22 protein-coding genes and 2 tRNA genes are annotated in these 26,741 nt (G+C 41.5%); 20 read left to right on the top strand and 4 right to left on the bottom strand.

What is annotated here, in order from left to right; translation table 11 throughout:
• Nucleotides 1-18 precede the first annotated feature (18 nt).
• From WCY20_RS09980 to WCY20_RS09960, 5 genes are all read left to right on the top strand, one after another.
• Nucleotides 19-1,839, top strand: a complete 1,821-nt coding sequence (locus tag WCY20_RS09980; protein WP_345974794.1) for a putative nucleotidyltransferase substrate binding domain-containing protein — start codon at nt 19-21, stop codon at nt 1,837-1,839.
• Nucleotides 1,840-2,454, top strand: a complete 615-nt coding sequence (locus tag WCY20_RS09975) for a 3'-5' exonuclease (RefSeq protein WP_345974792.1) — start codon at nt 1,840-1,842, stop codon at nt 2,452-2,454. It abuts the gene before it with no gap.
• A 66-nt stretch (nt 2,455-2,520) separates the two neighbouring features.
• Nucleotides 2,521-4,491, top strand: coding sequence for an acetate--CoA ligase (gene acs / locus WCY20_RS09970; protein ID WP_345974790.1), 1,971 nt, complete (start codon nt 2,521-2,523; stop codon nt 4,489-4,491).
• 197 nt (nt 4,492-4,688) lie between these two features.
• Nucleotides 4,689-8,642: a trehalose-phosphatase gene (otsB, locus tag WCY20_RS09965; protein WP_345974788.1), complete on the top strand. Its 3,954-nt coding sequence runs from the start codon at nt 4,689-4,691 to the stop codon at nt 8,640-8,642.
• Nucleotides 8,643-8,654: 12 nt separating this feature from the next.
• Entirely contained in the window at nt 8,655-10,181 is a 1,527-nt protein-coding gene (locus WCY20_RS09960) for a trehalose-6-phosphate synthase (RefSeq protein ID WP_345974786.1), read from the top strand.
• Nucleotides 10,182-10,206: 25 nt separating this feature from the next.
• Here WCY20_RS09960 and WCY20_RS09955 read toward each other — a convergent pair whose 3' ends face one another.
• On the bottom strand, nt 10,207-10,662 hold the full coding sequence (locus tag WCY20_RS09955) for an ankyrin repeat domain-containing protein (RefSeq protein ID WP_345974784.1): 456 nt from the start codon (nt 10,660-10,662) through the stop codon (nt 10,207-10,209).
• A gap of 141 nt (nt 10,663-10,803) precedes the next feature.
• Between WCY20_RS09955 and pyrF the strand changes: the two genes are divergently transcribed.
• The 3 genes from pyrF to WCY20_RS09940 all read left to right on the top strand — a co-directional run bounded on the left by pyrF (nt 10,804) and on the right by WCY20_RS09940 (nt 11,741).
• Entirely contained in the window at nt 10,804-11,487 is a 684-nt protein-coding gene (gene pyrF, locus WCY20_RS09950) for an orotidine-5'-phosphate decarboxylase (protein WP_345974782.1), read from the top strand.
• 69 nt (nt 11,488-11,556) lie between these two features.
• A tRNA-Ser gene (locus WCY20_RS09945) sits at nt 11,557-11,647 on the top strand.
• A 19-nt stretch (nt 11,648-11,666) separates the two neighbouring features.
• Nucleotides 11,667-11,741: transfer RNA gene (locus tag WCY20_RS09940), tRNA-Asn, on the top strand.
• Between the two features lie 31 nt (nt 11,742-11,772).
• Here the strand turns inward: WCY20_RS09940 and WCY20_RS09935 are convergent.
• The gene (locus WCY20_RS09935) at nt 11,773-12,906 is read right to left on the bottom strand and encodes a site-specific integrase (protein ID WP_345974780.1); all 1,134 of its coding nucleotides are present in this window, start codon (nt 12,904-12,906) and stop codon (nt 11,773-11,775) included.
• Between the two features lie 96 nt (nt 12,907-13,002).
• Entirely contained in the window at nt 13,003-13,326 is a 324-nt protein-coding gene (locus WCY20_RS09930) for a helix-turn-helix domain-containing protein (RefSeq protein ID WP_345974779.1), read from the bottom strand.
• Nucleotides 13,327-14,191: 865 nt separating this feature from the next.
• Here WCY20_RS09930 and WCY20_RS09925 point away from each other — a divergent pair.
• From WCY20_RS09925 to WCY20_RS09890, 8 genes are all read left to right on the top strand, one after another.
• Complete coding sequence (locus WCY20_RS09925; protein WP_345974777.1) at nt 14,192-16,540, top strand: DEAD/DEAH box helicase family protein; 2,349 nt, start codon at nt 14,192-14,194, stop codon at nt 16,538-16,540.
• Complete coding sequence (locus WCY20_RS09920) at nt 16,537-17,160, top strand: hypothetical protein (RefSeq protein ID WP_345974776.1); 624 nt, start codon at nt 16,537-16,539, stop codon at nt 17,158-17,160. Before WCY20_RS09925 ends, WCY20_RS09920 begins: the two co-directional genes overlap by 4 nt.
• 167 nt (nt 17,161-17,327) lie before the next feature.
• A complete protein-coding gene (locus tag WCY20_RS09915; protein WP_345974775.1) occupies nt 17,328-18,200 on the top strand; it encodes an ATP-binding protein in 873 nt (290 codons plus the stop codon).
• 9 nt (nt 18,201-18,209) lie between these two features.
• Complete coding sequence (locus WCY20_RS09910; protein ID WP_345974773.1) at nt 18,210-18,569, top strand: STAS-like domain-containing protein; 360 nt, start codon at nt 18,210-18,212, stop codon at nt 18,567-18,569.
• Nucleotides 18,556-19,098 (top strand): PIN domain-containing protein, encoded by a 543-nt coding sequence (locus WCY20_RS09905; RefSeq protein WP_345978252.1) that lies wholly within the window; start codon nt 18,556-18,558, stop codon nt 19,096-19,098. The genes WCY20_RS09910 and WCY20_RS09905 overlap by 14 nt, the downstream gene beginning before the upstream one ends.
• Before the next feature lie 106 nt (nt 19,099-19,204).
• Nucleotides 19,205-20,692 carry a class I SAM-dependent DNA methyltransferase gene (locus tag WCY20_RS09900; RefSeq protein WP_345974772.1) on the top strand — a complete coding sequence of 496 codons (1,488 nt, stop codon included), beginning with the start codon at nt 19,205-19,207 and terminating at the stop codon, nt 20,690-20,692.
• Nucleotides 20,685-21,923 (top strand): restriction endonuclease subunit S, encoded by a 1,239-nt coding sequence (locus tag WCY20_RS09895; RefSeq protein ID WP_345974771.1) that lies wholly within the window; start codon nt 20,685-20,687, stop codon nt 21,921-21,923. Before WCY20_RS09900 ends, WCY20_RS09895 begins: the two co-directional genes overlap by 8 nt.
• A complete protein-coding gene (locus WCY20_RS09890; RefSeq protein WP_345974769.1) occupies nt 21,924-22,394 on the top strand; it encodes a hypothetical protein in 471 nt (156 codons plus the stop codon).
• A gap of 86 nt (nt 22,395-22,480) precedes the next feature.
• Here WCY20_RS09890 and WCY20_RS09885 read toward each other — a convergent pair whose 3' ends face one another.
• Nucleotides 22,481-23,686, bottom strand: a complete 1,206-nt coding sequence (locus WCY20_RS09885; RefSeq protein WP_345974767.1) for a hypothetical protein — start codon at nt 23,684-23,686, stop codon at nt 22,481-22,483.
• A 267-nt stretch (nt 23,687-23,953) separates the two neighbouring features.
• Here WCY20_RS09885 and WCY20_RS09880 point away from each other — a divergent pair, with 267 nt between their 5' ends.
• From WCY20_RS09880 to WCY20_RS09865, 4 genes are all read left to right on the top strand, one after another.
• On the top strand, nt 23,954-24,877 hold the full coding sequence (locus WCY20_RS09880; RefSeq protein WP_345974765.1) for a WYL domain-containing protein: 924 nt from the start codon (nt 23,954-23,956) through the stop codon (nt 24,875-24,877).
• Nucleotides 24,870-25,757, top strand: coding sequence for a hypothetical protein (locus tag WCY20_RS09875; protein WP_345974764.1), 888 nt, complete (start codon nt 24,870-24,872; stop codon nt 25,755-25,757). Before WCY20_RS09880 ends, WCY20_RS09875 begins: the two co-directional genes overlap by 8 nt.
• Before the next feature lie 104 nt (nt 25,758-25,861).
• A complete protein-coding gene (locus WCY20_RS09870) occupies nt 25,862-26,230 on the top strand; it encodes a hypothetical protein (protein ID WP_345974762.1) in 369 nt (122 codons plus the stop codon).
• A gap of 10 nt (nt 26,231-26,240) precedes the next feature.
• Nucleotides 26,241-26,657 carry a hypothetical protein gene (locus WCY20_RS09865; protein WP_345974761.1) on the top strand — a complete coding sequence of 139 codons (417 nt, stop codon included), beginning with the start codon at nt 26,241-26,243 and terminating at the stop codon, nt 26,655-26,657.
• The last annotated feature ends 84 nt before the right edge of the window (nt 26,658-26,741 follow it).

Raw genomic sequence — 26,741 nt, 5'->3', positions numbered from 1 at the left:
ATATAGAAGGAGCAAACTATGAGTATTTTGGATCAGCAGCAGCTGCTTGCCTCTATCCACCCGTTCGAACTGTTGACTCAGCGGGTTATCGCACAGTTGAGTTCCCAGATGGATATCGCCTATTATCCGAATGAGACGGTTCTTATCGGACCGCGTGTAGAGGCGCAACACCTCTACATCATCATCAAGGGCAGTGTAAACGAGCTTATTGACGGTGAACTGCATAATGTCTACACAGCGTTGGACAGTTTTGATGCCAATGCGCTGATCTATAATGATGTCAAGTCCACATTTGTGGTTCAAGAAGATCTTATCTGCTACCTGCTGCCAAAAGAGATTTTCTTAAACCTCATACAGGATTATGAGCCGTTTCGCAGCTATTTCATGAAAGACTTCATCGCGAAGCACCAGTCGCTTAAAGAGCGTCAGCAACAGAACGACCTGACGCCGTTTATGATTGCAAGGGTTTCCGATATTTTTCTTCATGAACCTTGTATCGTCGAGTATACCGAACCGATACGCAATGGACTGGTAAAGATGAAAGAGCTTAAAACCTCCTCCATCCTGGTCTGGGACAACGGGGTGTTCGGTATTATTACCGACACTGACCTGCGAGATAAGATACTGCTGGGAGAGACGGCGCTCGATGCGAATGCCGGATCGATTGCCAACTACCCGTTAATTACCATTGATCGAAACGACTTTCTTTTCAATGCGCTGCTGCTCTTTACCAAACACGGCATCAAACGTGTCGCCGTGACGGAGGAGGGTGAGATCATAGGTATCCTGGAACAGCTGGACCTACTGAGCCATTTCGCCAGCCATTCGCATCTTATCGCGGTTCAGGTCAACAAAGCCGAGAGTATCGAGGAGTTAAGCAGCATTCAGAAAGAGCAGCTTTATCTGGTGCAGTCGCTGAACTCAAAAGGGGTGAAGGTCCGCTACATCTCGAAGCTGGTCAGCGAGATCAATGCCAAGGTCTATGAAAAGGTCTATGAATTGACAGTGCCCCGGGAACTTCGGGAGAAGGCAGCTTTGATCGTGATGGGTTCGGAAGGGCGGCATGAACAGGTGTTGAGAACCGATCAGGATAATGCACTGATCATCGATGAGAGTGCCGATGCAGAAGTTTTCACGCCATACATGCAGGCCTTCAGCGAACATCTGCAGACCTTGGGTTTCCCGCCGTGCCCGGGTCAGGTCATGGTCAATAACCCCCATTGGCGCGGCACTGTTTCTCTCTTCAAAAAACGCATCGACGGCTGGGTGGAGAGTTTTGATGAGAATGCACTGCAGGCACTCTCTATCTTTTTGGATGCCCAATGCATCAGCGGCAACAGCAGACTGCTCGACGAGCTGACAGAGTACCTTCAAAAAAGATTCACAGGCAGAGAGGATATTCTGGCGCATATGGCCAAGTCAACACTCAGTTTTGAGACCCCGCTGAGCATCTTTTCGGGCTTTATTGTCGAAAAGTCGCATGCCAACGAGATCGACCTAAAAAAAGGGGGGATATTTGCTATCGTTCACGGCATCAGGACCCTGGCGCTCGAGTATCATATTACGCAGACCAATACGATCGAACGCATCAAAGAGCTTAACAACCGCGGGCTCTTTGACAAAAAGTTTGCGACTGAACTGATCGAGGCCTTTGACACCCTCTCAGGCATCCGGCTCAAGGCGATGCTGCGCCATCCGAACAAGCTTGAACATGTCAATTTTATCAACCCGTCCAAACTGGATAAAATGGAACGCGATCTTTTGAAAGATAGTTTTAAGGTGGTTAACACGTTCAAGAAGTTTCTGACCTACCATTACCATCTGAATATGGTGGTTTAGATGTTTAACGGACTCAAGCAGAAATTGAATCGCAAGCGTTTGAAAGACGATACTTACGCATTCCTGTTTGACGATTACGAGGGTGACGAAGTGGTCGTCTATGATACGGAGACAAGCGGGTTGAACCCAAAGAAGGATGAGATACTCTCCATAGGGGCCGTAGTGGTCCGTGGCAACACCATTGTCACGTCAAAAACCTTTGAACTTTTTCTCAAACCATCACAGCAGATTTCCAAAAAAAGTATCGAAATTCATCACATTCGTCCCTGTGATGTTGAGAGTGCACTGGACCCTTATGAAGGGATCGATGCCTTCCTTAGATTCATCGGTTCGAGACCCCTCGTCGGATACTATCTTGAGTTCGATGTCGCGATGATAAATAAGTATATTAAACCGTGGCTAGGAATCACCCTTCCAAACCGTCAAATAGAGGTCTCAGCGCTCTATTATAATAAAAAAATAGAGTTAATTCCGCAAGGAAATATAGACCTTCGATTTGATACAATATTATACGACCTGCAGATCCCAAATATGGGGCAACATAACGCCGTTAACGATGCAATTATGACGGCCATGATCTACATAAAATTGTTGCATACAAAACGATTGACGTGAGCTCTGGATAAGAGATATTTTATGTCTTTTATCCAGAACTCATGTTCAAAAAATTAAGGAGATTCTATGAGTGAAGTAAAAAAACCTGTCTTTCAACCGAATAAAGCATTTGCTAAAGAGGCGCGCATCAAAAACATGTGCGAATATCAAGAGCTGCAAGATTGGGCCCATGAAGATTATGAAGGCTTTTGGGATCATTTTGCCAAAGAGAAGATCGATTGGTTTGAACCGTATACGAATGTTCTGGACGAGAGCAACATGCCTTTCGTCAAATGGTTCGAAGGGGGTAAACTGAACGTTGCCCACCAGTGTATCGACCGTCATCTGGATTCGCGTAAAAACAAAGCGGCGATCATCTTCGAAGGTGACCGCGGTGACAAACAGATCATCACCTATCTTGAACTGTACTACAATGTCAACAAAATGGCGAACCTTCTCAAGAATGAGTTCGGCGTAGAGAAAGGTGACCGTGTGGTCATCTACATGCCGATGATCCCTGAAGCGGCCTATGCAATGCTGGCCTGTGCGCGTCTGGGTGCGATCCACTCGATCGTCTTCGGCGGCTTTTCGGCAGAAGCACTGCGCGACCGTATTATTGACGCCGAAGCCAAAACGGTCATCACGGCGGACGGCGCCTTCCGTAAAGACAAGCCGTATATGCTTAAACCGGTTGTCGACAAAGCACTCGAAGAGGGATGTGAATGTGTCGGTAAAGTCCTGGTCGTCGAGCGCAACGGCGAAGATGTGGAGTGGGTCGCGGGACGTGATTACTCCTACAACGAAATGATCGATCAGCAGTCCCCTGTCTGTGATGCTGAACCGATGGACTCGGAAGATCCGCTCTTCCTGCTTTACACCTCGGGTTCAACCGGCAAACCAAAAGGGGTCCAGCACAATTCTGCAGGCTATATCCTGTGGGCACAGATGACGATGGAGTGGGTCTTTGATGTCAAAGAGAACGACACCTACTGGTGTACGGCAGACGTGGGGTGGATCACCGGTCACACCTATATTGTCTACGGTCCGCTTGCCATGGGTGCGACAACGATCATGTTCGAAGGTGTCCCGACCTATCCGGACGCGGGCCGTCCTTGGAAGATGGTTGAAGAGTACAAGATCAACCAGTTCTACACGGCGCCGACTGCGATCCGTGTCCTTCACAAGACAGGTGCCGAAGAGCCTAAGAAATATGACCTTAGCAGTCTGAAAGTCCTCGGTACGGTCGGTGAGCCGATCGATCCGCCGGCATGGAAATGGTACTACGAAGATATCGGTAACAGCAAATGTGCGATCGTCGATACCTATTGGCAGACAGAGACGGGCGGCCACATGGTCTCTCCGCTTCCTGGTGCGACACCGATCAAGCCGGCCTGTGCGACCTTCCCGCTTCCGGGCATCATGGGCGAGATTCTTGACCCTGAAACCGGCGAGAAAGTCGGTGCCGGCGAGAGCGGCTACATGTGTGTCACACGCCCGTGGCCGTCGATGATCCGCGGCGTATGGGGTGATCCGGAACGCTTTGTGAAGTCCTACTTCGGCGACGTTACGAAAGACGGCAAGCCGGTCTATTTTACCGGTGACGGTGCGAACTACGACGAGGATGGTTACATCACCATTACGGGCCGTACGGATGATGTCATCAACGTCTCAGGCCACCGTATGGGTACGGCTGAGGTTGAAGCGGCGATCAAAAAGTCTTCGGATGTTGCCGAAGTCGCCGTCGTCGGAAAACCGCATGAACTCAAAGGTGAGGGGATATTCGCTTATGTCGTGCTCAAAAACGAAGAGAACCTGGGCGAGCTGGTTGATACGATGAAAGCGATCAACAATGTCATCAAGCAGGAGATCGGTAATATTGCACTCTGTGACGATATCGTTTTCGTACCGGGTCTGCCGAAAACACGTTCGGGCAAGATCATGCGTCGTATTCTGCGCTCTATTGCTAAAGGCGAAGCGATCACCCAGGACACTTCGACACTTGAGGATCCTGCAGTGGTCGGACAGATCGAGTCGTGTGTCAAAAACGGCAGCTGCTGACGCCGCTCCAAACGTGACGACGCGTCGTCACGTTTATCTCTTTTTTTCAAAATCTCCTTACAACTGACATCTAAAGGGAACTCCCATCTCCTGTCTCCTGTGATTTCCATAGGAAAATTTTATTTAATCTCCAAAGTTAAAAATAATGTTAAAATGAATTCTCGATGATTCTTTTTTAGAAAAGAAAGGGAGATGATATGGAGAGTAGAGAGGCATATACAATCAAAAAGTCGCAGTACGACGCTGTTGTATTTGACCTGGACGGTGTGATCACGCAGACACAGAAGATCCATGCAAAAGCGTGGAAGAAGACCTTTGACGACTTTTTAAAACAGAGCGCTGAAACCGATGCTTTTACCCCTTTCGACATAACAGCCGATTACCTTGCTTATGTCGATGGGAAGCCAAGAAAAGAGGGCATACGCAGTTTTCTCGCCTCCAGAAATATGGAGATTCCGGAAGGAAAGGATACCGATGGAGAGGAAGTAGAGAGTATTGCCGCTTTGGCAAACAGGAAAAACAGCTGTTTTCTGGAGCTGCTTTCCCAGGGGGTGAAAACCTACAAAAGCTCCATAAAACTGCTCTTAAAACTGCGAAATTTCGGCTTTTTAACGGCCGTGGTCTCTTCGAGTAAAAACTGCCACCATATTTTGGAATCCGCGAATCTTAAGAGCTATTTTGATGTCGTCGTCGACGGTCTGGACCTTGCTGCCCTGGATCTCAAGGGAAAACCCGAACCTGACCTCTTTCTCGAAGCGCTTAAAAGACTTAATGTTCGACCGGGCAGAGCTGTTGTCATAGAGGATGCCGTGGTCGGGGTTGCGGCGGGGAAAAAAGGGGGATTTGCGAAAGTGGTCGGCGTGGACAGGGGAAGACACGCCAGGGCGTTGAAGCGTGCCGGGGCCGATCTGGTCGTCAAGAGCCTTCAAAAGTTCGATATCGAGACGAAGACAACAGAACTTCCTTCGGCATTACAATCGTTCAAGAAGATAGAGGCGCAATGCAAAGACAAGGAGGTTGTACTCTTTCTTGATTTTGACGGGACGCTGACGCCTATTGTCTCACACCCCAAAGATGCTTACCTCTCAGAAACGATGCGAAACACGCTGATCAGACTCTCCAACCAGTGTACCCTGGGCGTGATAAGCGGCAGAGGGCTTAACGATATCAAGAGCAGGGTGGGCATTAAAGGGATCTATTATTCCGGCAGCCACGGTTACGAGATCGAAGGGCCCAGTATCAAGATGGAACATGAACCGGCTCTGGCATTTGTAGAGACCTTTGATGCCCTGGAAGGGGAATTGACCGAACGCCTGGCTGATGTTGAAGGGGCCCTGGTCGAGCGGAAAAAGTTCAGTATAGCACTGCACTACAGAAATGTTGCAAAGCGCAACGTAGCACGTGTTGAAAAAGCAGCTGATGACGCTGTCAATAAATATCCCCGATTGCGTAAGAATTACGGCAAAAAACTGTATGAGCTGCAGCCGGACCTGCAGTGGAACAAGGGCAAGGCCCTGGAATGGCTGATGAAAGCGCTGCATATAGACAGGCGTATCAGCAAGGTGTTCTATATCGGTGACGACATCACCGATGAAGATGCTTTTTCGGCTATAAAGAGCTATGGAATAGGGATATTGGTCGGTAGAGAGAAGCGAACGACCGGGGCGCAATACAAGTTAAAGGACACGGAGCAGGCCCTGCGTTTTCTGGAGATACTCTCCTCCTCAGTTGAGGAGGGTAATATCTGGTCCTTGGCTTATAGCCATTATGAGCCTAAGGAGGAGAAGCTCAGAGAAGTGCTTTGCGCTTTGGGCAACGGCTATTTTGTGACCAGATCCGCCGCAACCGAATCGCAGGCTGATGAGATACACTATCCCGGAACCTATATCGCAGGAGGGTATAACCGTCTGAAGACAGTGATCCAGGAGAAGGCGATTATCAATGAGGATCTGGTCAACTTTCCCAACTGGCTGACATTACGTTTCAGGATAGATGAGGGGGAGTGGTTCAGCATAGATGATACGGCGATCCTCTCCTATCGCCAGGAGCTCGATATGCAGGAGGGGGTTCTGCATAGAATGGTCCACTTTAGTGACGCCAAGGCACGGGAGACCCGCATCATAGAGAGACGTTTTGTCCATATGGGAAACAAGCATATGGCCGCCATTGAACTGACGATTATGCCGATCAACTGGGAAGGAAGGCTTGAAGTCGAATCAGGGATAGACGGAAATATAAAAAACGAGGGGGTCAAACGCTATCGCAATTTAAGCAATCAACATCTGCGGTATATAGAGAAAGAGGCGCAAGAGGATAGGGTCTTTTTGAGGATGGAGACGGTGCAATCCAATCACACCGTATTTCTGGCTGCGAAGACAAAACTCTTTGTCAACGGCGAGCAGCCCGCTGCTGAAAGCGAGTCGGTAGAGAACAGATCCTATATCGCTAAACGTTTTCTGCTGGAGTCCATCAGCAGTAGAGATTCGGTGAGTATAGAAAAGATCGTTTCGCTCTTTACGTCAAAAGACCAGGCTGTATCAAACTGTTATATCGAAGCAAGGGATGCTCTGGAAGATGCGGGAAGGTTTCAAAACCTTCTTGTTGACCATAAAATCGTCTGGAAACATCTCTGGAACTATTTCGATATCGGTCTTACGCTCCGGGATATTAAAAAAGATTACTTTGTAAAAAGAACGCTGCACCTCTACACCTATCAGCTGTTACAGACCGCGTCAGTCCATAGCATCGGCATGGATGTCGGTATCCCGGCGAGAGGTTGGCACGGAGAGGCCTATCGGGGGCATGTTTTCTGGGATGAGGTCTTTATCTTTCCTTTCTTTAACTACCGACTTCCCCAGGTAACACGTTCGCTTATACTCTACCGCTACCGCAGGCTTTCCAAAGCCAGACGCGCAGCGAAGGAGCAGGGTTATAAAGGGGCGATGTATCCGTGGCAGAGCGGCAGCAACGGTGAGGAGGAGAGCCAGAAGATACACCTTAACCCGCGCTCCGGCCGATGGATCGAAGACAACAGCCATCTTCAAAGGCATGTCAACGCAGCCATTGTCTACAACATCTGGCAATATTATCAGGTGAGCGGTGACCGTGAATTCCTCGCCTATTACGGTGCGGAGATGATCATTGAGATCGCCAGGTTCTGGTCGAGCATGGCCGTATACAACAGTATGGAAAATAGGTATGAGATCGAGGGTGTTATGGGGCCGGATGAGTATCATGATGCATATCCGGAAAGTAAAGAACCCGGATTGAAAAACAACGCCTATACCAACATCATGGCGGTATTCGTCCTTAACAAAGCGGTCGAGATGCGAAAGATACTCTCATCGATCCGTTTCAGCGAACTGCGCGAAAAACTACATATCGAAGATGCGGAGATCAAAAGGTGGGATGAGATACGCCATAAGATGAAGATCGCTTTTCACGATGGAAATATTATCAGTCAGTTTGAGGGGTATGAAGCACTTAGGGAACTCGATTGGGATGCGTACCGCGAGAAGTATGGCAATATCCAGCGCCTCGACAGAATCCTGGAGGCCGAAGACGACAGTACCAACCGCTACAAGGTTTCCAAGCAGGCCGATGTGCTGATGCTATTCTACCTCTTCTCCAATGAAGCGCTCAAGGCCCTCTTCCATCAGCTGGGATACCGGTTCAGTCAGGCCATGCTGCAAAAAAACGTCAAGTACTATCTGCAGCGGACCTCAAGCGGGTCCTCTCTAAGTCAGGTTGTGCATGCCTGGGTAAGTGCACGAACCAACGCGAAAGAGTCATGGAACTCCTTTAATAAGGCACTTCTGACAGATATAGCAGACATTCAGGGAGAAACGACGCCCGAAGGGGTGCATATCGGAGCGATGGCAGGGACGAGCGACATTATACAGCGCTGTTATACCGGCCTGGAAGCAAGAGATGAGATCTTGTATCTAAAGCCTTCCCTTCCCCGTGAACTGCATGAGATCAACCTTAAATTACACTATAGAGGGCATTGGCTTACTATCAATATCTGTGCTAAGAGGGTTGTAGTCGAAGCACAAAAGTCCAATGCAAAGGCCATAGATATGGATGTCAAAGGCGAGCTTTTCACCGTTGCAAGCGGCGAGCGCAAAGAGATAACGTACACACATAAATAGAAGGAGCAGAACATGTATGAAGACAAAGAGGGAAGATTGATCGTTGTCTCAAACCGGCTGCCCATCGTGGTCAAAAAGAGTGGTGCGAACCGATATGAACTGACACCGTCATCAGGAGGACTGGTAACTGCGATGACCCCGGTTTTAAAAAGGGACGGGGGAGTATGGGTCGGCTGGGCCGGCAATTACGAGGAGGAGGGGGTAGTGCTTGAAACGCTTCTTCGACAGGAAGAGCAGAATCTGGCGTACAGCTATGAACCGGTAGATATCAACCTTAAAGAGTATGAACTTTATTATAAGGGGTTCTGCAATGAAATACTCTGGCCGCTCTTCCATAACCTCTCTGTCTATTGCAATTTCTCGGCGGACTACTTCAAGGCGTTTAAAAGAGTCAACCGGAAGTTTGCGCAGACGGTGGCGGAGGCGCTCATCGACAATGACTTTATCTGGATTCATGATTATCATCTTATCAATACAGGCGAAGAGTTGAGGAAAAACGGTATACAAAACAGGATAGCATTTTTCCTTCATATCCCCTTTCCCCCGGCTGAGACCTTCAACCGTATACCATGGCGTCTGCAGATCGTAAAAGCCCTGTTGGCTTATGACCTGATAGGGTTTCAAACGGAGACAGATAAGAAGAACTTTTTGGAGGTCGTCACCACCTGCATAGACGAAAGTGAAATTAACGCTAAAATGCCTGATCCAGCGACGATTGTAGGTAAAAAAAGAGAAAACAAAGTGGCTGTTTTTCCTATCAGCATCGATTATAATGAGTTTTCCGATGCGGCGGGGAGCAAGCCTGTGGTTCAAAGGTACAGGGAGATCAAGGAGGGGTATCACGGGCAAAAGATCATACTCGGCGTCGATCGGCTCGACTACAGTAAAGGTATCCCGCAGAGGCTGAAAGCCTATAGGACCTTGCTGAAAAGGAACCCGCAGCTGCATACCAAGGTCAAATTGATACAGGTACTCGTGCCCAGCCGGGAAGATATCATCGAGTATGGGAATCTTAAAAGAGAGATAGAACAGCTGGTAGGCGAGATCAACGGTAGATTCAGCCAGCCGGGTTGGATCCCTATACAAAACTGCTATTACACATTGAGCAGGGAGGAACTACTCGCTTATTACAGGGCATCGGATATAGCGCTGGTCACCCCGTTAAAAGACGGGATGAACCTGGTTGCAAAAGAGTATTGTGTTACTAATATCGACAGAGAGGGGGTATTGATCCTCAGCCGGTTCGCAGGGGTAAGACAGCAGTTCAAAGACGATGCTCTGTTAGTAAACCCTTTTGATGAAGAGTCTGTTGTAGACGCTCTCAAAAAGGCTCTTTTTATGGACAGTGAAGAGAAGCATAAACGAATGGAAAAGATGCAGGAGAATGTCCGAAAGTATGATATCTACTGGTGGGTCGATGCCTTTTTACAGGCCGGTAAGAGGCAGGAAAGAGGGCGCAAGAAGATGCTTTCGGCTGATCACTTTTCTACAGTAGTAAAGGCTATGAAAAACGCCTCAGCAGTTACCGGCCGAGACTGAAGAACGGGGTGAACCGGCACTTCTCTTATTGCTTGAAGTAGTGCGACATGTTGTTGCGGCCGAATTTCTGGACCAGCATCGCTGCGGTCGCACCGCGTTGGTTCGCGATGGTCACATCCGCTCCTTTTTCGATGAGGTAGCCACAGAGCTCCGGCATATCATCCATGACACACTCCATCAATGGCGTCCAGCCGGGTGCATCCTGGCGGTTGATGTCGGCACCATTGTCAACCAAAACCGCAACCATCTCCCGACGGTCTCTGCGAATACTGATGTGCAGCAGCGTTTCGCCGTATTTGTTTTGCATATTGACATCGGCGCCGGCTTCGATCAGTGTTTTAAAGGCTTCTGTGTCATTTTGGTAGACGATATCGGCAAAGAGTGAAAAAAGATCTTCATTTTCGGGATGGGTATCATAGAGAGAGATACGCTCAACGACAGCGACGTCAATCTTACCAAGCAGTTCGGTTTTGGAAGCCATATAAAATCCTTATTACGAGTAGTACATTTAAAAGAAGAATAGTCCGGAAGAACTAAAACTTGCATTAAGGCCCGTATTGAACTTCATCACTTTCATAGATACAATTGTCTATACTTTCACTATCAAATATAAAGGCTTGCCATGGAACTCTGCGTCGCACTGGACCTTCCGACAATGGAAGAAAACCTCTCTCTTGTAGAAAAGATAAAAGATTATCCTATCTGGTTGAAAGTGGGTCTTCGCGCCTATATCCGTGACGGCGAACCGTTTATTAAAGCACTCAAAGAGATCAACCCGGGGTGCAGGATCTTTCTGGACCTGAAACTCTATGACATCCCCAATACGATGGCGGATGCGGCAGAGTCGATCATGGGACTGGGCGTCGACATGTTCAACGTGCATGCTTCGGCTGGCAAGCGTGCGATGCAGACGGTAATGGCGCGGTTGGAGAAGTACGAGAAGCGGCCGCTGGTCCTTGCGGTAACCGCCTTGACCTCGTTTGACGAAGAAGAGTTCAGCAGTGTCTACGGTGAGAAGATCGCTGTCAAAGCGGATCAGTTTGCCAAAGACAGCTATGAAGCGGGGCTTGACGGCGTGGTCTGTTCGGCTTTTGAAAGTGCATCGATCAAGTCTATTACAGCGGACAACTTTCTGACACTTACGCCGGGTATCCGTCCTTTCGGCGAAGATGCCGGTGATCAGCAGCGTGTGGCAACGGTTGAACTGGCGCAGGATGAGAAGGTCGATTTCATCGTCGTCGGCCGTCCGATCTATCAGGCAGAGGATCCGGCAGCGGTTGTCGAAAAAATCATTCAAAAGCTGTAATTCCCGCTTGTTTTAAGGTTCATATTAGAACTCTGTAAGTATAATCACGTTCTCTTTTTAAAAGAGGCTGGACACGTGGGTGAGTTGGCTGAAACCACATCCCTGCTAAGGATGCGTACTGGCAACGGTACCGAGGGTTCGAATCCCTCCGTGTCCACCACTTGTAAAGAGCTTCATTTTCCGGATTAGCTCAGCGGTAGAGTAGATGACTGTTAATCATTTGGTCACTGGTTCGAATCCAGTATCCGGAGCCACTCAATCAATCAACCCCTAAAACAAACACTTTCAAGCAACATAATTATTACTCGGTGTCAATTCGGTGTCTTTTAGTGCCAGTTCTTGCTGTAAAAACTGACCTCTTTTTCTCTCTTTTCTCTTCACATAACGAGCATAACGACTCAGTGTCATTGTCGAATCCGTATGCCCTAACATGTTTGACACCCAGAGTATATCCTCACCATTCTCCAACATCACTGTTGCAAAGGTATGACGTGTATGATAGATAGGACGATACTCCAATTCACATACTTTAAGCGTCTTTTTCCAAGCTCGATCTCGAATTCGTTTGATGTCATATATCGGTTCATCACCTTCATTCAAGAAGACATACGAGTTTTTATCTCCAGTGAGCTTGTATTGGCTCTGAAGGTAAACATAGAGTGAGTCCAGTATATCTATCACCCTGTTGCTCGATTCGGTCTTAGGAGGCGTATTAACACCCATTTTTCGTGAGCGCTGGATATGGATCTCCATCTTCTTGAAATCGATGTCACACCACTTCAAACCGATCATCTCACCGCTGCGCATCCCGGTGAAAAAGGCCAGAGCAAAGAAGTTCCTGTCCTGACCTTCCGAATTCTCCAATATCTCTGAAATCTCCGAGAGGGAAAAAGGATGAATCTCAACTTTCTCAGCCTTAATCGTCTTGACCAAGGTGAGCGGGTTTTTGGAAATCAGCTCATCACGATAAGCATCATTTAGTATACCGCTAAGAACAGCTCTGATATTCTTCAGACGCCTTGGCGAGACACTTTCCAAAACCTTGTTCTGCCAAAGCTCCAGATCGGAGGCTTTGATCTTATCAAGTTTCATATGACCCAGATGCGGTTCGATATGTTTATCGTACGATATCTGATAATCGTTTTGCGTAGTGGCACGTCTTCGAGACTTGTTCATCTCGAAAGAGGTACGCATGTACTCGTTAAGTGTTGGTGCTGTTTTATTAAAGAACTCTCCACTGTGAAGCTTGAGCATCAATTGTGGAATCAGTTGTGTCTCTGCCAATTTTCTATTGGCCTTTGTGTTGGAAAGTTTCAGAGGCTTGCGGATCAGCTTTCTATGGTGATCATAAAACCTGACCCAAAGAGTCTCTTTGACTTCGCCTTTTACATTTTTGACTTTTTTTACATACAGTTTCATATATTCGATCCTTTATTCAAGAACCCTATATACGAAGTTTTCACATTCACATTATAGAATGTGTTGTGTAAACTGTATGTAAAAGATGTCATGGCGTTATCCCAAGACTTCTTCGAACAAAGCATCGATCTTGGTATAGGTACTGTTATTGACAGAATCTATTCCCATTACCCAGTTATCTACTTCACTCTTGTCAAAGAGCAGTTTGCCTTCGCGCTTATAATAATGAGTACCCAGTACAAAGTCATTTTTTTTGATCTTGGCTTTAATGGTTTCCAGTTTATAGCCGGTGTACTCCGCCAACTCTTTTGTGTTCAGCCAACGTTTTTCAGTACTGTTGGTTTCAAGGGTGCTTTTGACCTGAAGCATGACTTCCAAAAGTTTGGGAATCTGTTCAAGTACTTCGAAATCTACTTTCATGATTTGCTCCTTTTGTCAGAACATTATGAAAGAGTTCATATTCGATGAAACATAATTTTGGTTGCATTTAAAAAATCGTTGGTTGCAAACGAAATGAACAATGACATCATGCATTAGCATGTATCAAAGTGTATCAATTGATGTATCAGGAATGTATCAATATGTTCTCATCATGTATCGCAAATGTATCAACATGTTGCGCCAATGTATCAGATATGTATCAATTGTGTATCGGCGTGTTATCAGCAATGTATCAATATGTTCTCATCATGTATCGCAAATGTATCAATATGTTGCGCCAATGTATCAGATATGTATCAATTGTGTATCGGCGTGTTATCAGCAATGTATCAATTATATATCAGAATGTATCAGACACAGACTTGTGCGAATTTTTCGGGGTATATCTCCAAACCGTGAAAGGGATACGATTTGCAAATGCCCGATTTTAGTGGTTTTTACCAGCTTTATAGTCCTGTTTTCAGGGCTTTGTTGGGATACACCCATTTTTTTGGGTATATCCATTTTTACCCCGATCATGCTTACGGAAGCAATCCGTCTGCTAGCATCGTTTAAAGCCCAACTTTTAGGGGTTTGAAGGACATTAGTCGTTTTTTGGGGTAATATCCCCTCGATTTAGCAAGACAATCAGGTATAGCCCACCGAAAAATCAGAGATTTTTAGATTGGCAAGCTTTAACTACTTCGCTCCGCAAAGTTCAATGGATTATTTAATTTCATACCTGACTTTCAGTGATCAATAAAAAAGTTAATGAAATGTACCTAACTCAACCGCGACCTGAAGTCGATTAAAGAACACAAGCTATAATAGATCGAAATATAATTCATTAGGTTTAGTTACATAGATGGCATACTCTGAATCAGACACACGTTCAAAACTTATCGACCCGAAAATCAAAGGTAGCGGGTGGAATGAAGCACATATCGTTAGGGAGTACTATTTCACGGATGGCCGAAAGCTCATCGGCGGTAAGCGTGGTAAGCGATATTTTGTCGATTACCTACTGACCTACAAGAACACCAACCTTGCCATCATCGAAGCAAAAGCCGAAAACAGAGACCCGCTGGACGGCCTGCAACAATCCATCAACTATGCCGAACGTCTTCGCATTGATTATGTCTATACTACCAACGGTCATAAGATCTATGAGCATTCACTGAAAGACGGCAATGGAAGATACATCGAGGACTATCCGACGCCTGATGAGCTCTTTGAGAGAAAGTACGGCAGACCAACGCCAAAAGTACAAGAAGTCATTACCCACCCTTTCCACATTGAAGGAACGATGAAACCTCGTTTCTATCAGCAAATTGCGGTTCAAAAAACCATAGAAGCCATTGCAAACAGTGCGGACAGGGTGCTTCTAACGCTTGCAACGGGGACAGGCAAAACCTACATCGCTTTTCAAATTGCCTACAGACTGTTTCAATCCAAATGGAACAGGGATAATGCCGACAGAAGACCCAAGATACTTTTCTTAGCTGACAGAAACGTACTTAAAGATCAGTCTATCAATACGTTCAACCCTCTTGAAAAAGATTGTGTCGAGATAAACGGAAAGAACATCAAAAAACGGGGTGGAAAAGTTCCTACGGCTGGAAACATCTTTTTTGCGATCTACCAGTCCATTGCAGAGAACAAAAACAGAGTGATAGAGACTTCCGAAGAAGAGCAAGAGGACGATGTGACCGCTTACTACAAGCAGTATCCGTCCAACTTTTTCGACCTTGTCATCATTGACGAATGTCATAGAGGTAGCGCTAACGATGAGAGTAGCTGGCGAGCTATTTTAGATCATTTTGGCAGTGCTGTGCATTTAGGACTTACCGCAACACCGAAAAGAGATGACAACGGCGATACTTACAAATACTTCGGCGATCCAATCTATGAATATTCTCTCAAAGACGGTATTAACGACGGTTTCTTGACACCTTACAAAGTCAAGAGAATCCAGACAAACATAGACGAATATCGGTTTGATCCGAACGACATCATTACAGGTGAGCTGGACAAACAGATAGTAGAGCTGGAGAAATTCGAGAAACAGGTCGTCATTCCGAAACGCACCGAGCTCATCGCGAAAACGATTCTAGAAAACATGAACCCGATGGACAAAACGATAATCTTCTGTGTGAATCAGCAACATGCTTCGGACATGAAAATCGCTATCGACAAGTTTAAAACCATCAAAGATAATAACTACTGTGTACGGGTCACTTCGGACGAGGGAGACATAGGCCGAGACTTTTTGGAGATGTTTCAAAACAACGACAGAGACATTCCTACGATCCTCACAAGCTCCAAAATGCTGACAACGGGCGTTGATGCCAAAAATGTTAGAAACGTTGTTCTGACGGCGCCCATAAAGTCCATGACCGAATTCAAGCAGATCATCGGTCGTGGCACGAGGGTGTTTGAAGGAAAAGACTTCTTTACAATCATGGACTTTGTCGGTGCAACGAACCTCTTTTATGATCCGGCCTGGGATGGAGAAGATGAACCTTCTATTGGGAGTGGAAAAAGAGAACCGAAAGAGCCGAAAGATAAACCCGAGTATCCGACACCCGAACCCGGTGACGACACGGTAGGTGAAACGCAGCCCACTTATGGCAGCAACATAGTCACCATCGACATCAAAGGCAAGAAACTCAAAGTCATCAACATAGAAACAACCTATGTGGGTGTTGACGGCATCCCTCTCAAAACAGAAGATTACCTAGAACTGCTCATCGGCGTACTCGGCAAGTTCTACAACAACGAAGAAGGGCTAAGAGAGATATGGAGCAACCCAACCAACAGGAAGGATTTGCTTGACAAGCTTAGAGAGATGAATATCGACGAATCCCAGCTAGAGGATCTAAAAACCATCTTTGAGGCAGAAGAGAGCGACATCTACGACGTACTGGCACACTTGTCATTTAACCTCGACATAAAAACGAGAAGCGAACGGGTCTTCTCTGTGGAGCATGGCGACTTCTTTGAAAAGATCCATAACGAAAAGGCCAAAGAGTTTTTAGAGTTCATTTTAAACAGGTACAAAAAAGACGGTGTCAAAGAGCTCGACGAAGATAAACTCGGCAATCTTGTTGATCTAAGTGGCATGGGAACAGTGCGAGAAGTAGCTAATAACTTTGGTGGTATACCACAGATGCGGGATGAGTATTTTGGATTACAAAAGGAGATATACAAATGAAGAATGTACCAAAAATAGTGTTGGACAAGATTGTAAAACAAACTAAAGAAGAAAACTCATTTCTAGTAAATTGTGGGTATACACAAGAAGAGGCAGACGAAGAAATCCAAGCATTAATTGATGAAGAAATTAATGCATATAATCAGTTACAGACACTACAGTGTGATAGTGTACCAGATAAAATAATTGAAGAATATAAAAATTTGGCAGATAATGTGGGCAATAGTTATACTGAACAACTCGAAGAAGTCACTCAAAGGTTATCAGTATATGAACGAAATCAAAAAATAGATAAACTGAAACAATTATTTATCTTATTGGAAAGTACTATTGGTGGTCAATGCTATAATGGACACATCCAAAACTACGGAAGCTGGGGGCAATGGCTAGATGAAGGAAGAGAATTTAAATATCCATTTTATTATTACAAAAATAATGAAAAACAACCAAAAACACATTATTTAAATAATAGTATGAATGCTAATGAACTCTATTCTGCATATTATCCTTTTGGTGCAAACCAGTTACATATAAGTAAAGCAATATTGAAAACAATCGAACTAATAGAAAAAAGATATGGATTGAACTTCTGTGAACTAGAAGAAAAAATTACTAACTGATGTAAATGAAGTATTATGGCAAAAAAACTTAGAAAAGGCAGAGCCAAGTATTTATTTCTATATTAAATTGAAAGCAGAATGGGAACAGTGCGAGAAGTGGCTAATAATTTTGGTGGTATACCTCAGATGCGAGATGAGTATTTTGAGCTGCAAAGGGAGATATATAAATGAGTTTCATATTATCAAATGTACATAACGATTTAGATGGGTATAATCAACTGATAAAGCTTTATGATAAATATAAGGATGATTTTTTTGAAAATATTGAAATAGAACTGACTCAATGGTTTGATGCAAATCTCTGTGCTGTTTTAGGTGGCATACTTGATAAAATAGAAAATGGTGGGATCAATGATATAGTATTTATAAGCATTAAGAATGATATTCAAACAATTTTACAAAAAAATGGTTTTCTTGCATTTTACGGATATGATAAAATTTACGATACATATCATAGTACGATTGAGTATAAAAAATTAAAACCGTCTGATAGTAGATATTTTAACCAGTATTTAGAAGATGACTTGCTAAAAAGAAGTGGTTTACCGAAGATGAGTGATGCTGTGCATGAAAAAATCAGTGAGTCTATTCAAGAAATGTTTGTCAATGCTCAAATTCATAGTGAAACAGAGTTTATATACACTTGTGGACAATATTTTCACATGCAGGACAAAATTAATTTTACTATTGTGGATACAGGAATAGGTTTTGCAAAAAGGATTGAGAAAAACTTAAAAGAAGTTATCACTTCTAAGGATGCCATTAAATGGGCTATGATAGACGGGAATACAACTAAACAAGGTGTTTCTGGAGGTTTAGGACTCGCTTTACTTCAAGAGTTTATTACGCAAAATAAGGGTAAAATACAAATTATTAGTGGAAATGCCTTGTATGAACTTAGTAACGGTAGTGAGACAATACAAGAATTAGACAGTTTTTTTCAGGGTTCAGTAATTAGCATGACATTTAAAACAGATGACAATAAAACATATCGTCTTCTAAGTGAAGTTGAAGAGATAGATATAAATGATATATTTTAAGGGACTATTATGGATGAAATGAAAATAAATGTTTTCAGCATTGTTGGGCAAAAAGATTGTACCTTGCCTGAAGATGGAGATAAAGTTTATCAAACTATAAAAAAGGCTTTAGTAGAAAATAAAAAAACTATAATTAATTTTAAAAATGTTGAAAAACTAACAACGGCCTTTTTAAATAATGCTATAGGAAAGCTTTATGGAGAATTTGAAGAAGCTAAATTAAAAGATAGTTTATCGGTAGAAAACCTATCTGAAAGTGGTAAGGTTAGGCTCAAAAGGGTTGTAACAAATGCAAAAAACTATTTTAGTAATCCTGACAAAATGAAAGAATCCATTAAAGAAATTTTAGGTGAAGATGATGGCGAATAGATATAACCCATCAAATATAAGAAATATTAGTGATAAAAAAATTTTTTTTGATGCGAATGTTTTGATATATCTTTTTTGGGCAAGTACTTCCTCTTCTTGGGAAGAAAAATATGCTAGATTATATTCAAAATTAAATGCTCAAGATAGTAAATTTGTATTAGACTTCATCGTTATATCAGAATTTATAAATAGAGCTATTAAGATTGAATATAAAAATTACCTAGAAAGCTATACCCTTATTGAAGAAGAATGGCCATATAAAAAATATAGAAATAGTGAAGATGGGCAAAAGGCTTTAGAAGATATATATTTAACTGTAACTGAAGATATATTTCGTGAGTTTGAAGTAGTAGAAAAAAGTTATTCAATACATGACTTAACTTTAATGTGTACAGTAGATACTTTAGATTTTTCTGACAAGGCTATTGTGAAGATATGTGATGAAAATCAATTCGTATTATTAACAAATGATACCGATTTTAAAGATATTGATATTGATATCCTAAGTTGTCATCGAGATATTTGTTGATTTAAATCAATATACACTTTTCATAATAAATTCAATCGAAAATAAAATGTAGTGAATAGCTGTAAATCTATTAGTAAATTTTTAATAGTTATTCTAAAGGCAAAGCTTGGAAAGCAAAATAAACAGAATAACAGACATTCTTCGTCGTGACGACGGCATCAGCGGTGCGATGATGTACACCGAACAGATCTCATGGGTACTCTTCTTAAAATTCCTCAGTGACTTGGAAGATTCAAAAGCTGACGAAGCACTTCTTAATGGGCAAGATTATACGTACATACTTGATGATGAATTCAAATGGGGGAACTGGGCTTGTCCTAAAAAAGATGGGAAGATCGATCTTATCAATGCCAAGAGTGGTGAAGACCTTTTGGAGTTTACAAATAAGAAGCTATTTCCCTACCTTAAAGGCTTCAAATCGATTACGGAAGACCCAAAGTCCATTAAATACAAAATCGGTGCCATCTTTGAATTTTTGGACAACCGCATCGCTAATGGGCATACTCTTAGAGAGGTTCTGGACATCATTGATGTTATGGACTTCCATAACCAGGCAGATCTTTTTCAACTTTCACTTGTCTATGAAAAACTTTTGAAAGATATGGGCAGTGATGGAGGCAACAGTGGTGAGTTTTATACACCTCGTCCACTCATCAAAGTGATCGCCGATGTTGTCAATCCTCAAATCGGTCAAACTGTTTATGATCCTGCTTCAGGCTCGTGTGGATTCCTTATAGAGGCTTATCATCATATTCGATATGAAGATTTTGAAAAGAAAAAGCAGAGAGAGCTATCAACTTCGCAGCTGAAGTTTTTAAATGAAGATACCTTTTTTGGAAACGAAAAAACGCCTCTCTCTTATGTCATGGGTGTCATGAACATGATCCTGCATGGAGTAGAGTCGCCTAACATCTCAAAAATGAATACACTTACCAAAGACATTCGGGGACTGGAGGAGAAAGATCGTTTTGATTGCATCCTTGCCAATCCTCCGTTTGGTGGAAAAGAGAACGACAGCATCCAGCAAAACTTCCCCGTTAAGTCCAATGCTACAGAGTTGCTGTTTTTACAACATATGATGAACTACTTGAAACTAAACGGCAGATGTGGCGTGGTTATTCCGGAGGGTGTTCTGTTTCAAACCAATAATGCCTTCCAGTCGGTCAAAAAAGAGCTTTTAGAGCGTTTTAATGTTCACACCATCCTTTCACTTCCGGCAGGTATATTTTTACCGTACAGCGGTGTTAAAACAAACGTCATCTTCTTTGACAGAAACGGTTCTACTTCTGACATCTTTTACTATGAAGTAAACCCACCATACAAACTCACAAAGAACAAGCCGATCCAGTACGAGCACTTCAAAGAGTTTTTAAATGTATGGGAAAATAGAACACTGACAGAGAACTCATGGATAGTCAATGTCAACGACATTAAAGAGTTCGATATATCGGCTAAAAACCCGAACAACGTTGAAACAATAGAACATAAATCACCGATTGAGTTGGTTGAGAACATCAAACTCAATAACGTCGAAATAAATGCATTGATGGATCAGATTGAAGCTATCTTAATAGGTAAAGATATCAATGAATGAGTTGTATGAACTTCCTGAAGGATGGGAGTGGACTAAATTAGGTGCTGTTTGCAACTTATTGAATGGTTATGCATTCAAAGCCAAAGAGTATGTAGAAAAGTCTGATACCGTGATAATAAGGATGGGGAATATCCGTCCTAATGGTGAATTTGATGCAGAACATAAAATAAAATATCTACCCAATAAATACGCTATTGAGTTACCAAACTACATTCTTAGCGAGGGTGACTTAATTATTGCAATGACTGATTTGGCATCTGAGATGAGAATATTAGGGAACCCTACATTAGTATCAAATTTAAATGGTAGAACATTTATGCTAAATCAGAGGGTTGGTAAATTGTATGATTTTAATTTAGAGAAAGTTGTTGTTAAATATTTAAGATATATCTTAACAGCCCATCAAATAAAAGATTATTACAAATCTTTGGGGGGTGGCGGTTTGCAAATCAATATAGGAAAACAACAAATATTATCTGTTGACTTGCCACTCCCACCAATTTCAGAACAACAAAGATTAGTTTCTAAACTCGATCTGCTCTTTGAAAAAATAGATAAATCCATAGCCCTGCATCAAAAAAACATGGATGAAGCGGATCTGTTTATGGGAAGTGTTTTGAATGATGTTTTTGGGGAGTTGGAAGAGAAGTATGATAAAGATCAATTAGGTAATACAGTAAAGATTATTGGGGGTGGGACACCATCAAAAAATAAAAAAGTATATTGGGACAATGGAAACATTAACTGGGCTACGGTTGGTGATATGAATGTAGAAACAATTAAAAAAACAGAATTATCAATTACTGAAAAGGGATTAGAAGAAAGTTCATCAAATATTATTCCAAAAGAAGCAATTATTATTGCTACGAGAGTTGGATTAGGTAAAGTCTGTTATTTGGAACATGATACAGCTATAAATCAAGATTTAAAAGGCTTATTGCCTTTAAATGATAAAGTGAATATTAGGTTTTTGTTTAACTATTTTAAAAATATTAAAGAATATCTTATTAATAATGGAACTGGTGCAACTGTAAAAGGTGTAAAATTAGATTTTATAAAGACATTGGAATTACCACTACCACCTCTACAGATTCAACAAAAAATTGTTAAGTATTTAGATGAAGTATCTCAAAAAATAGAAAAAATTAAATCTGTTCAAAAAGATAAAATGGGTGCTCTCAAAGCATTAAAAGCTTCTATTTTGGATCAGGCGTTTAGAGGGGAACTGTGAATGGAAAAGCTTTTGTGGCTTTTAGCAGGTGCAGCTATCTCCTACATTTTACAACGTCTGCACGTTCGAAACAGTGACAAAGAGACATTTGCGAGAGAACAGTTAAAAGAACTCTACATTCCCCTCGACACCATCATAAACGAAGAGTTTTTGATGAACATAGAAAACAGTGGAAATCCTGCAAGACAATACGATTATGCTTACACCATCATAGAGCTAATCACCAAAAAAAGTTTTTACGCCTCACATGATCTTAAGCTGGCTGTTCATTCTTTGCGCCACCATTTTAAATTGGAAAACGAAGTTGCCGGGCATTACAACAACCTGGAAGGTGACGAGAAAAAAGCTGCTGTTTGGACGTTCAAAGAAGAAGAAAATGAAACAAACCTTGAACAAGTGCTAGATGTCATTCACAATGACCTCCAACAGCTAAAATCACTTAAACCATTGCGAACACAATACAAAGAGTAAAGATTAGATATTCTCATCAAAAGGGATATGCCAATAGTGGACTGACATAAAAATTCCAATATGCCTAGTTGCTTCGCAGTTGAAATTTACATCTGTAAAAATTCAAAAATAGTTGTATCAAATTTACTGTAAAATCGTTCAAACTTCGATCTGAAATCAAATTCATAATCTTTGCCCATATTTCCATGAATCTCACTTACTCTAATTTTATTTTTATCGAAAATGATTACATCTGGTCTATAGTTGTTTTTATTGTATTTAAAAAACTTTTTGGCTAATTCGCCTTTATTGGTAAGTGCCGATGCGATTAGATTTGTAGTAATCGGTTTATAAATGACTTTACCCGCTTGTAAGAGTGACAAAACCTTTTCACGTTCCAATCCACTTTCTACGGTTGCTATTAGATTGTCATGTATGACAATTGGATAAATAAACCCTCGAACCACCTCATTGTTTTTTATAACTACAAAATAAAAGTATGGTGCTGTAACTGTGTTTTTTTTGATCCTTGCACAATTATGCATGTAACGCAAATTTTTAGGAACAATATCATATTGAATACCCTCCAGAGTTACCGTTTGGATAGTGTCTAATTTGTTATTAACCGTAGGTAAGTTTTCATGTGTTAATCCATACTTAAATTGAACATTTTTTTTCTGCTGATACTGCTCTTTTGAAGAACGACCGAACTTTATTGAACTTAGGGTCTCATCAAAACGTTTTAACAAAGCGGAGATCGTTACATTAGTCATTCTTTGGCTGTCAAGTCTGTTTTTCTGTATATTCGCACTATTAAAGGCATGAGTGTATGCTTGTGCTAGCATCCCCTCTACCACTCCTCTAAAGTTTTTTCTCGCCTTTCTATGCTGTTTCCTTGTCTGAGCTTTAGATAAGTTCTCCTTTTTAATATAATTCTTCGGTTCATCAAATAAACACTCACGTACCCTTTCAATTTTATTATATTCGTTCACATGATAATCCGGTTTGTCATCGCTCAAATCACATGAACTTGTATGGTCGTTTCCTTGTTTTGGAAAATGAGCAATATGAAAAGTTTCATTCTTATCATGTTCTTTACTAATATTACGTTTTATAGATATTTGAACAGGGTTATCTTGATGACATCCGCAAATTAAGTGTTTGACATTTTCATTATTTTTCATCTTTTTTAAGAAGTGCTGGAACTGCTTCGAATCTTTGTCAGTTATGCTTGATAAATGAAACGCCTCACTCCAAAGTTTTTTAGGTTTGTTGTTCTCATCTGAGATAATAGGTACTAATTGTGTTGACATAAATATCCTTTTATATAAAACTGGTTACGAGTACATCCGTATACTAAGAGTTATATATTTTTCTAAGTCAAGTATAAAAATCTAAAGCTTGTTCCAGAGATAAAAATGGTTGCAATTTCAAGTTCTGTAGTTGCAAAATAAAAACTTTGCGGAGTGAAGTAGTTAAAACGCAATATAAAAACAATAGATTACAAACAATCCGGACATTATGCTGTCCGGTTCATTATTTATAATTCATTAAAAGCTACAATATTCTAAAGGGCTGCTATGGATCATGAATATGACAAAATTCTAACACGCTTAACTAGAACGCTTTCACGTCTTAACAGCGGTGAAGCTTTATCTGTCAAAGAGTTGGCAGATGAGTACAATGTATCTACTAAGACGATACAACGTGACTTTAATGAAAAGCTCTGCAGTTTTCCAATCTACCAAGAGAAGAAAAAATGGAAGATGCAAAAGGGCTTTAGAGTTGAAAAGACCAAGACTGTTCAGGAACAGTTAGTGCTTGATATTATGGAGAAGATGGCAGAGGATATCGGTGGCAACTTTTATACAACGGCACACAGTCTTCTTTCAAAAATTAAAAATGAAGAGTTCAACCCTATTTATACTAAACTCAATATAGAAGATATTAGTGATAAATTTAACGAGATCCAAAAACTCGAACAGGCTATAAATAATAAACAGATCATAACTTGTATCTATGATGACGAAAAAGAGCCTCCTAGGCGAGAATGTTTGAAACCTCTAAAGATTGTTAATTATGAGGGATTTTGGTATCTGGTTGCTCTTGATGAAGATGAATATGTTCGCAAACTCTATCTCAAAAAAGTGAGTAATGTCATTGTTACCAGAGATTCTTTTTCACCATCAACTAAGATCGAAACTCTTCTTGAGAATTCTATAAATATATGGTTCCAGTCAGACAGAGAGCCCTTTGATGTAACCATATATGCCGACGCAAAAGTTGCTAAATACTTTAACCGTAAGCCATTGTCTACACAACGTATAATCAGCACTCATTCAGATGGTTCCCTGGAGTTTGTAGTTACCATTACCTATGAGATGGAGATCATCCCGATCATTCAATATTGGCTTCCACATCTTAGAATTATTGAACCATTATGGATTGATGACATCATTAAACAAGAGTTGAAATTATATATTAAAGGGAACAACGATGATTGAAAGAGAAGAGATAAAAGTATTGTGGGAAGGCCCATTTTCGATAGAACAAATCCTCCAAAAAGATGGGATTGATTCTAAAAAGTATGAAGTTAAAGCAAGTGATATTGGCCTTTACCAAATTTATGGTTGTCATCCTCTGTATGGAGATAACGTACTGGTATATATTGGCAGAACAAAAGGTAAAAAGGGTTTCAGATCTCGACTAAAAAATAGATGGGTTATTGAAAATGGGAGTGATGCTGAAAATGTGCAAATATATCTTGGAACAATTATGAGTGATTTAAATAAATTGTCAAAAGACGAGATATTAAGTAAAAAATTAATTGATAAGGCTGAAATACTACTGATTAACGCGCATAAACCTGCGTACAACTCTTCAAATATTCAAAGTGCGCATGATGATTTTATTGATGGTAGATACATGATTCACAATGAAGGCAACTACAGAAGACTTGCAGCAGTTTTAGATAGTAAATATTTTTGGGAGAAGTATGCAAACTATAAAATAGTTGAACTCATAGCAGATGTCACAACAATGGAAATTGAAGATGAAGATGAATATTATGGAGTCTCGTTAAACGATTACTTTGATGTCAATGCTAAATATAAAATATGGTTTGGAGTGGATTATGAAATTTGGGAAGTCGAAAAAGTACCATTAATGTTTCAAATATATTCTGAAGATAAATTGGTGATGGAAAAAATCAGAAAATCAGGAAAATATACATTTTATAAATATGCTGATAATGATGAGCTTCTAGATTGTTTTTATATTGACAATATTAACTTTAATGCAGATGTGGATAAAGAAACTTTGTTGGAAGAATTTAAAAACCATGTCAATAATATCAAGACAGCAATGAACGAGATACTTCAATAAATGTAGTGTAGACAAGTTCTACATAGTAGCGATTAATAAAACCAGACATGATGTTGTCGCTATAGACTTATATACTTCAGGTAACTTAACACTAGAAGTACGTGATGGATGTAATAACACAGACTGAAAATTTCTCATGGGTTGCAGAGCTTATAGACTTTGCTGCAGCTCATCAGATATACGAGCTACAGCATTTAGAAAAGAATCCTCTTCAAGTCGTCATGAACTTGCAGACTTTAGATCTTTCCTATAAAGAGCTAAGTTGTTTACCAGATGCTTTGAGTCGCTTGACAGAGCTAAAACATCTCGATCTTTCACACAACAGGTTCGAAGTATTCCCACCGCAGGTCTTTACATTAGAATCACTTACCAGTTTAGATATTTCATGGAATCATATTATCGAGATACCTAATTCTTTGCCAAGGCGGTTGACTATAAACCGGGCATGGAACAGATCGAAATCAAATAAATGAAGAAGCTAAAATGAGACGCATATCAAAACAAGAACTTTTATTCGAATTACAAACACTCACAAGTGATAACCCAAACAACATTCAGTTTGATGTAGATGATATTGATACTATAACTAGTGATGTATCTAAAATATACACGATGGAATTTAGTGTTTCCACTTCTTTAGTTCCAGCATTCCACGAAAGAGTTCAAGCATTTAATCATAACTTAAAGGGCATGTTATGTCATTTCAGGATTACGAGCGACTACGACATGTCTAATGTCATTAGCATTATGGACACAATACAACAAGACTTGGATGATGAGATAGATACACTGTTCGCTATTTCTTACATTAATGATCTGCCCCCTTCAAACATGATGATGGCAGTATTTATTACAATGCCTGAAAAGTTAGTCCCAGTAAACAATACTTACAAAATTTAGTATATGCGAAGACCTAAAATAAAAAATGATGCCGTATGCTGCGCCTCGTTTGACACCTATGGACATTTATAGATTGTCGGTGTC

The sequence above is a fragment of the Sulfurimonas sp. HSL3-7 genome, assembly GCF_039645985.1.
GTDB classification, from domain to species: Bacteria; Campylobacterota; Campylobacteria; order Campylobacterales; family Sulfurimonadaceae; genus Sulfonitrofixus; species Sulfonitrofixus jiaomeiensis.
The sequence above is the reverse complement of the archived record's forward strand: the minus strand, read 5'-3'. Positions and strand labels throughout refer to the sequence as shown.

Excerpts from the sequence above, each read along its gene's own strand:
- WCY20_RS09920 (WP_345974776.1), top strand. The coding sequence starts at position 16,537 with ATGAAGAATGTACCAAAAATAGTGTTGGACAAGATTGTAAAACAAACT.
- WCY20_RS09895 (WP_345974771.1), top strand. The coding sequence starts at position 20,685 with ATGAATGAGTTGTATGAACTTCCTGAAGGATGGGAGTGGACTAAATTA.
- WCY20_RS09975 (WP_345974792.1), top strand. The coding sequence starts at position 1,840 with ATGTTTAACGGACTCAAGCAGAAATTGAATCGCAAGCGTTTGAAAGAC.
- WCY20_RS09915 (WP_345974775.1), top strand. The coding sequence starts at position 17,328 with ATGAGTTTCATATTATCAAATGTACATAACGATTTAGATGGGTATAAT.
- WCY20_RS09880 (WP_345974765.1), top strand. The coding sequence starts at position 23,954 with ATGGATCATGAATATGACAAAATTCTAACACGCTTAACTAGAACGCTT.
- WCY20_RS09925 (WP_345974777.1), top strand. The coding sequence starts at position 14,192 with ATGGCATACTCTGAATCAGACACACGTTCAAAACTTATCGACCCGAAA.
- WCY20_RS09870 (WP_345974762.1), top strand. The coding sequence starts at position 25,862 with ATGGATGTAATAACACAGACTGAAAATTTCTCATGGGTTGCAGAGCTT.
- WCY20_RS09865 (WP_345974761.1), top strand. The coding sequence starts at position 26,241 with ATGAGACGCATATCAAAACAAGAACTTTTATTCGAATTACAAACACTC.
- WCY20_RS09910 (WP_345974773.1), top strand. The coding sequence starts at position 18,210 with ATGGATGAAATGAAAATAAATGTTTTCAGCATTGTTGGGCAAAAAGAT.
- pyrF (WP_345974782.1), top strand. The coding sequence starts at position 10,804 with ATGGAACTCTGCGTCGCACTGGACCTTCCGACAATGGAAGAAAACCTC.
- WCY20_RS09930 (WP_345974779.1), bottom strand. The coding sequence starts at position 13,326 with ATGAAAGTAGATTTCGAAGTACTTGAACAGATTCCCAAACTTTTGGAA.
- WCY20_RS09960 (WP_345974786.1), top strand. The coding sequence starts at position 8,655 with ATGTATGAAGACAAAGAGGGAAGATTGATCGTTGTCTCAAACCGGCTG.
- WCY20_RS09885 (WP_345974767.1), bottom strand. The coding sequence starts at position 23,686 with ATGTCAACACAATTAGTACCTATTATCTCAGATGAGAACAACAAACCT.
- WCY20_RS09875 (WP_345974764.1), top strand. The coding sequence starts at position 24,870 with ATGATTGAAAGAGAAGAGATAAAAGTATTGTGGGAAGGCCCATTTTCG.
- otsB (WP_345974788.1), top strand. The coding sequence starts at position 4,689 with ATGGAGAGTAGAGAGGCATATACAATCAAAAAGTCGCAGTACGACGCT.
- WCY20_RS09980 (WP_345974794.1), top strand. The coding sequence starts at position 19 with ATGAGTATTTTGGATCAGCAGCAGCTGCTTGCCTCTATCCACCCGTTC.
- WCY20_RS09955 (WP_345974784.1), bottom strand. The coding sequence starts at position 10,662 with ATGGCTTCCAAAACCGAACTGCTTGGTAAGATTGACGTCGCTGTCGTT.
- WCY20_RS09905 (WP_345978252.1), top strand. The coding sequence starts at position 18,556 with ATGATGGCGAATAGATATAACCCATCAAATATAAGAAATATTAGTGAT.
- WCY20_RS09890 (WP_345974769.1), top strand. The coding sequence starts at position 21,924 with ATGGAAAAGCTTTTGTGGCTTTTAGCAGGTGCAGCTATCTCCTACATT.
- acs (WP_345974790.1), top strand. The coding sequence starts at position 2,521 with ATGAGTGAAGTAAAAAAACCTGTCTTTCAACCGAATAAAGCATTTGCT.
- WCY20_RS09935 (WP_345974780.1), bottom strand. The coding sequence starts at position 12,906 with ATGAAACTGTATGTAAAAAAAGTCAAAAATGTAAAAGGCGAAGTCAAA.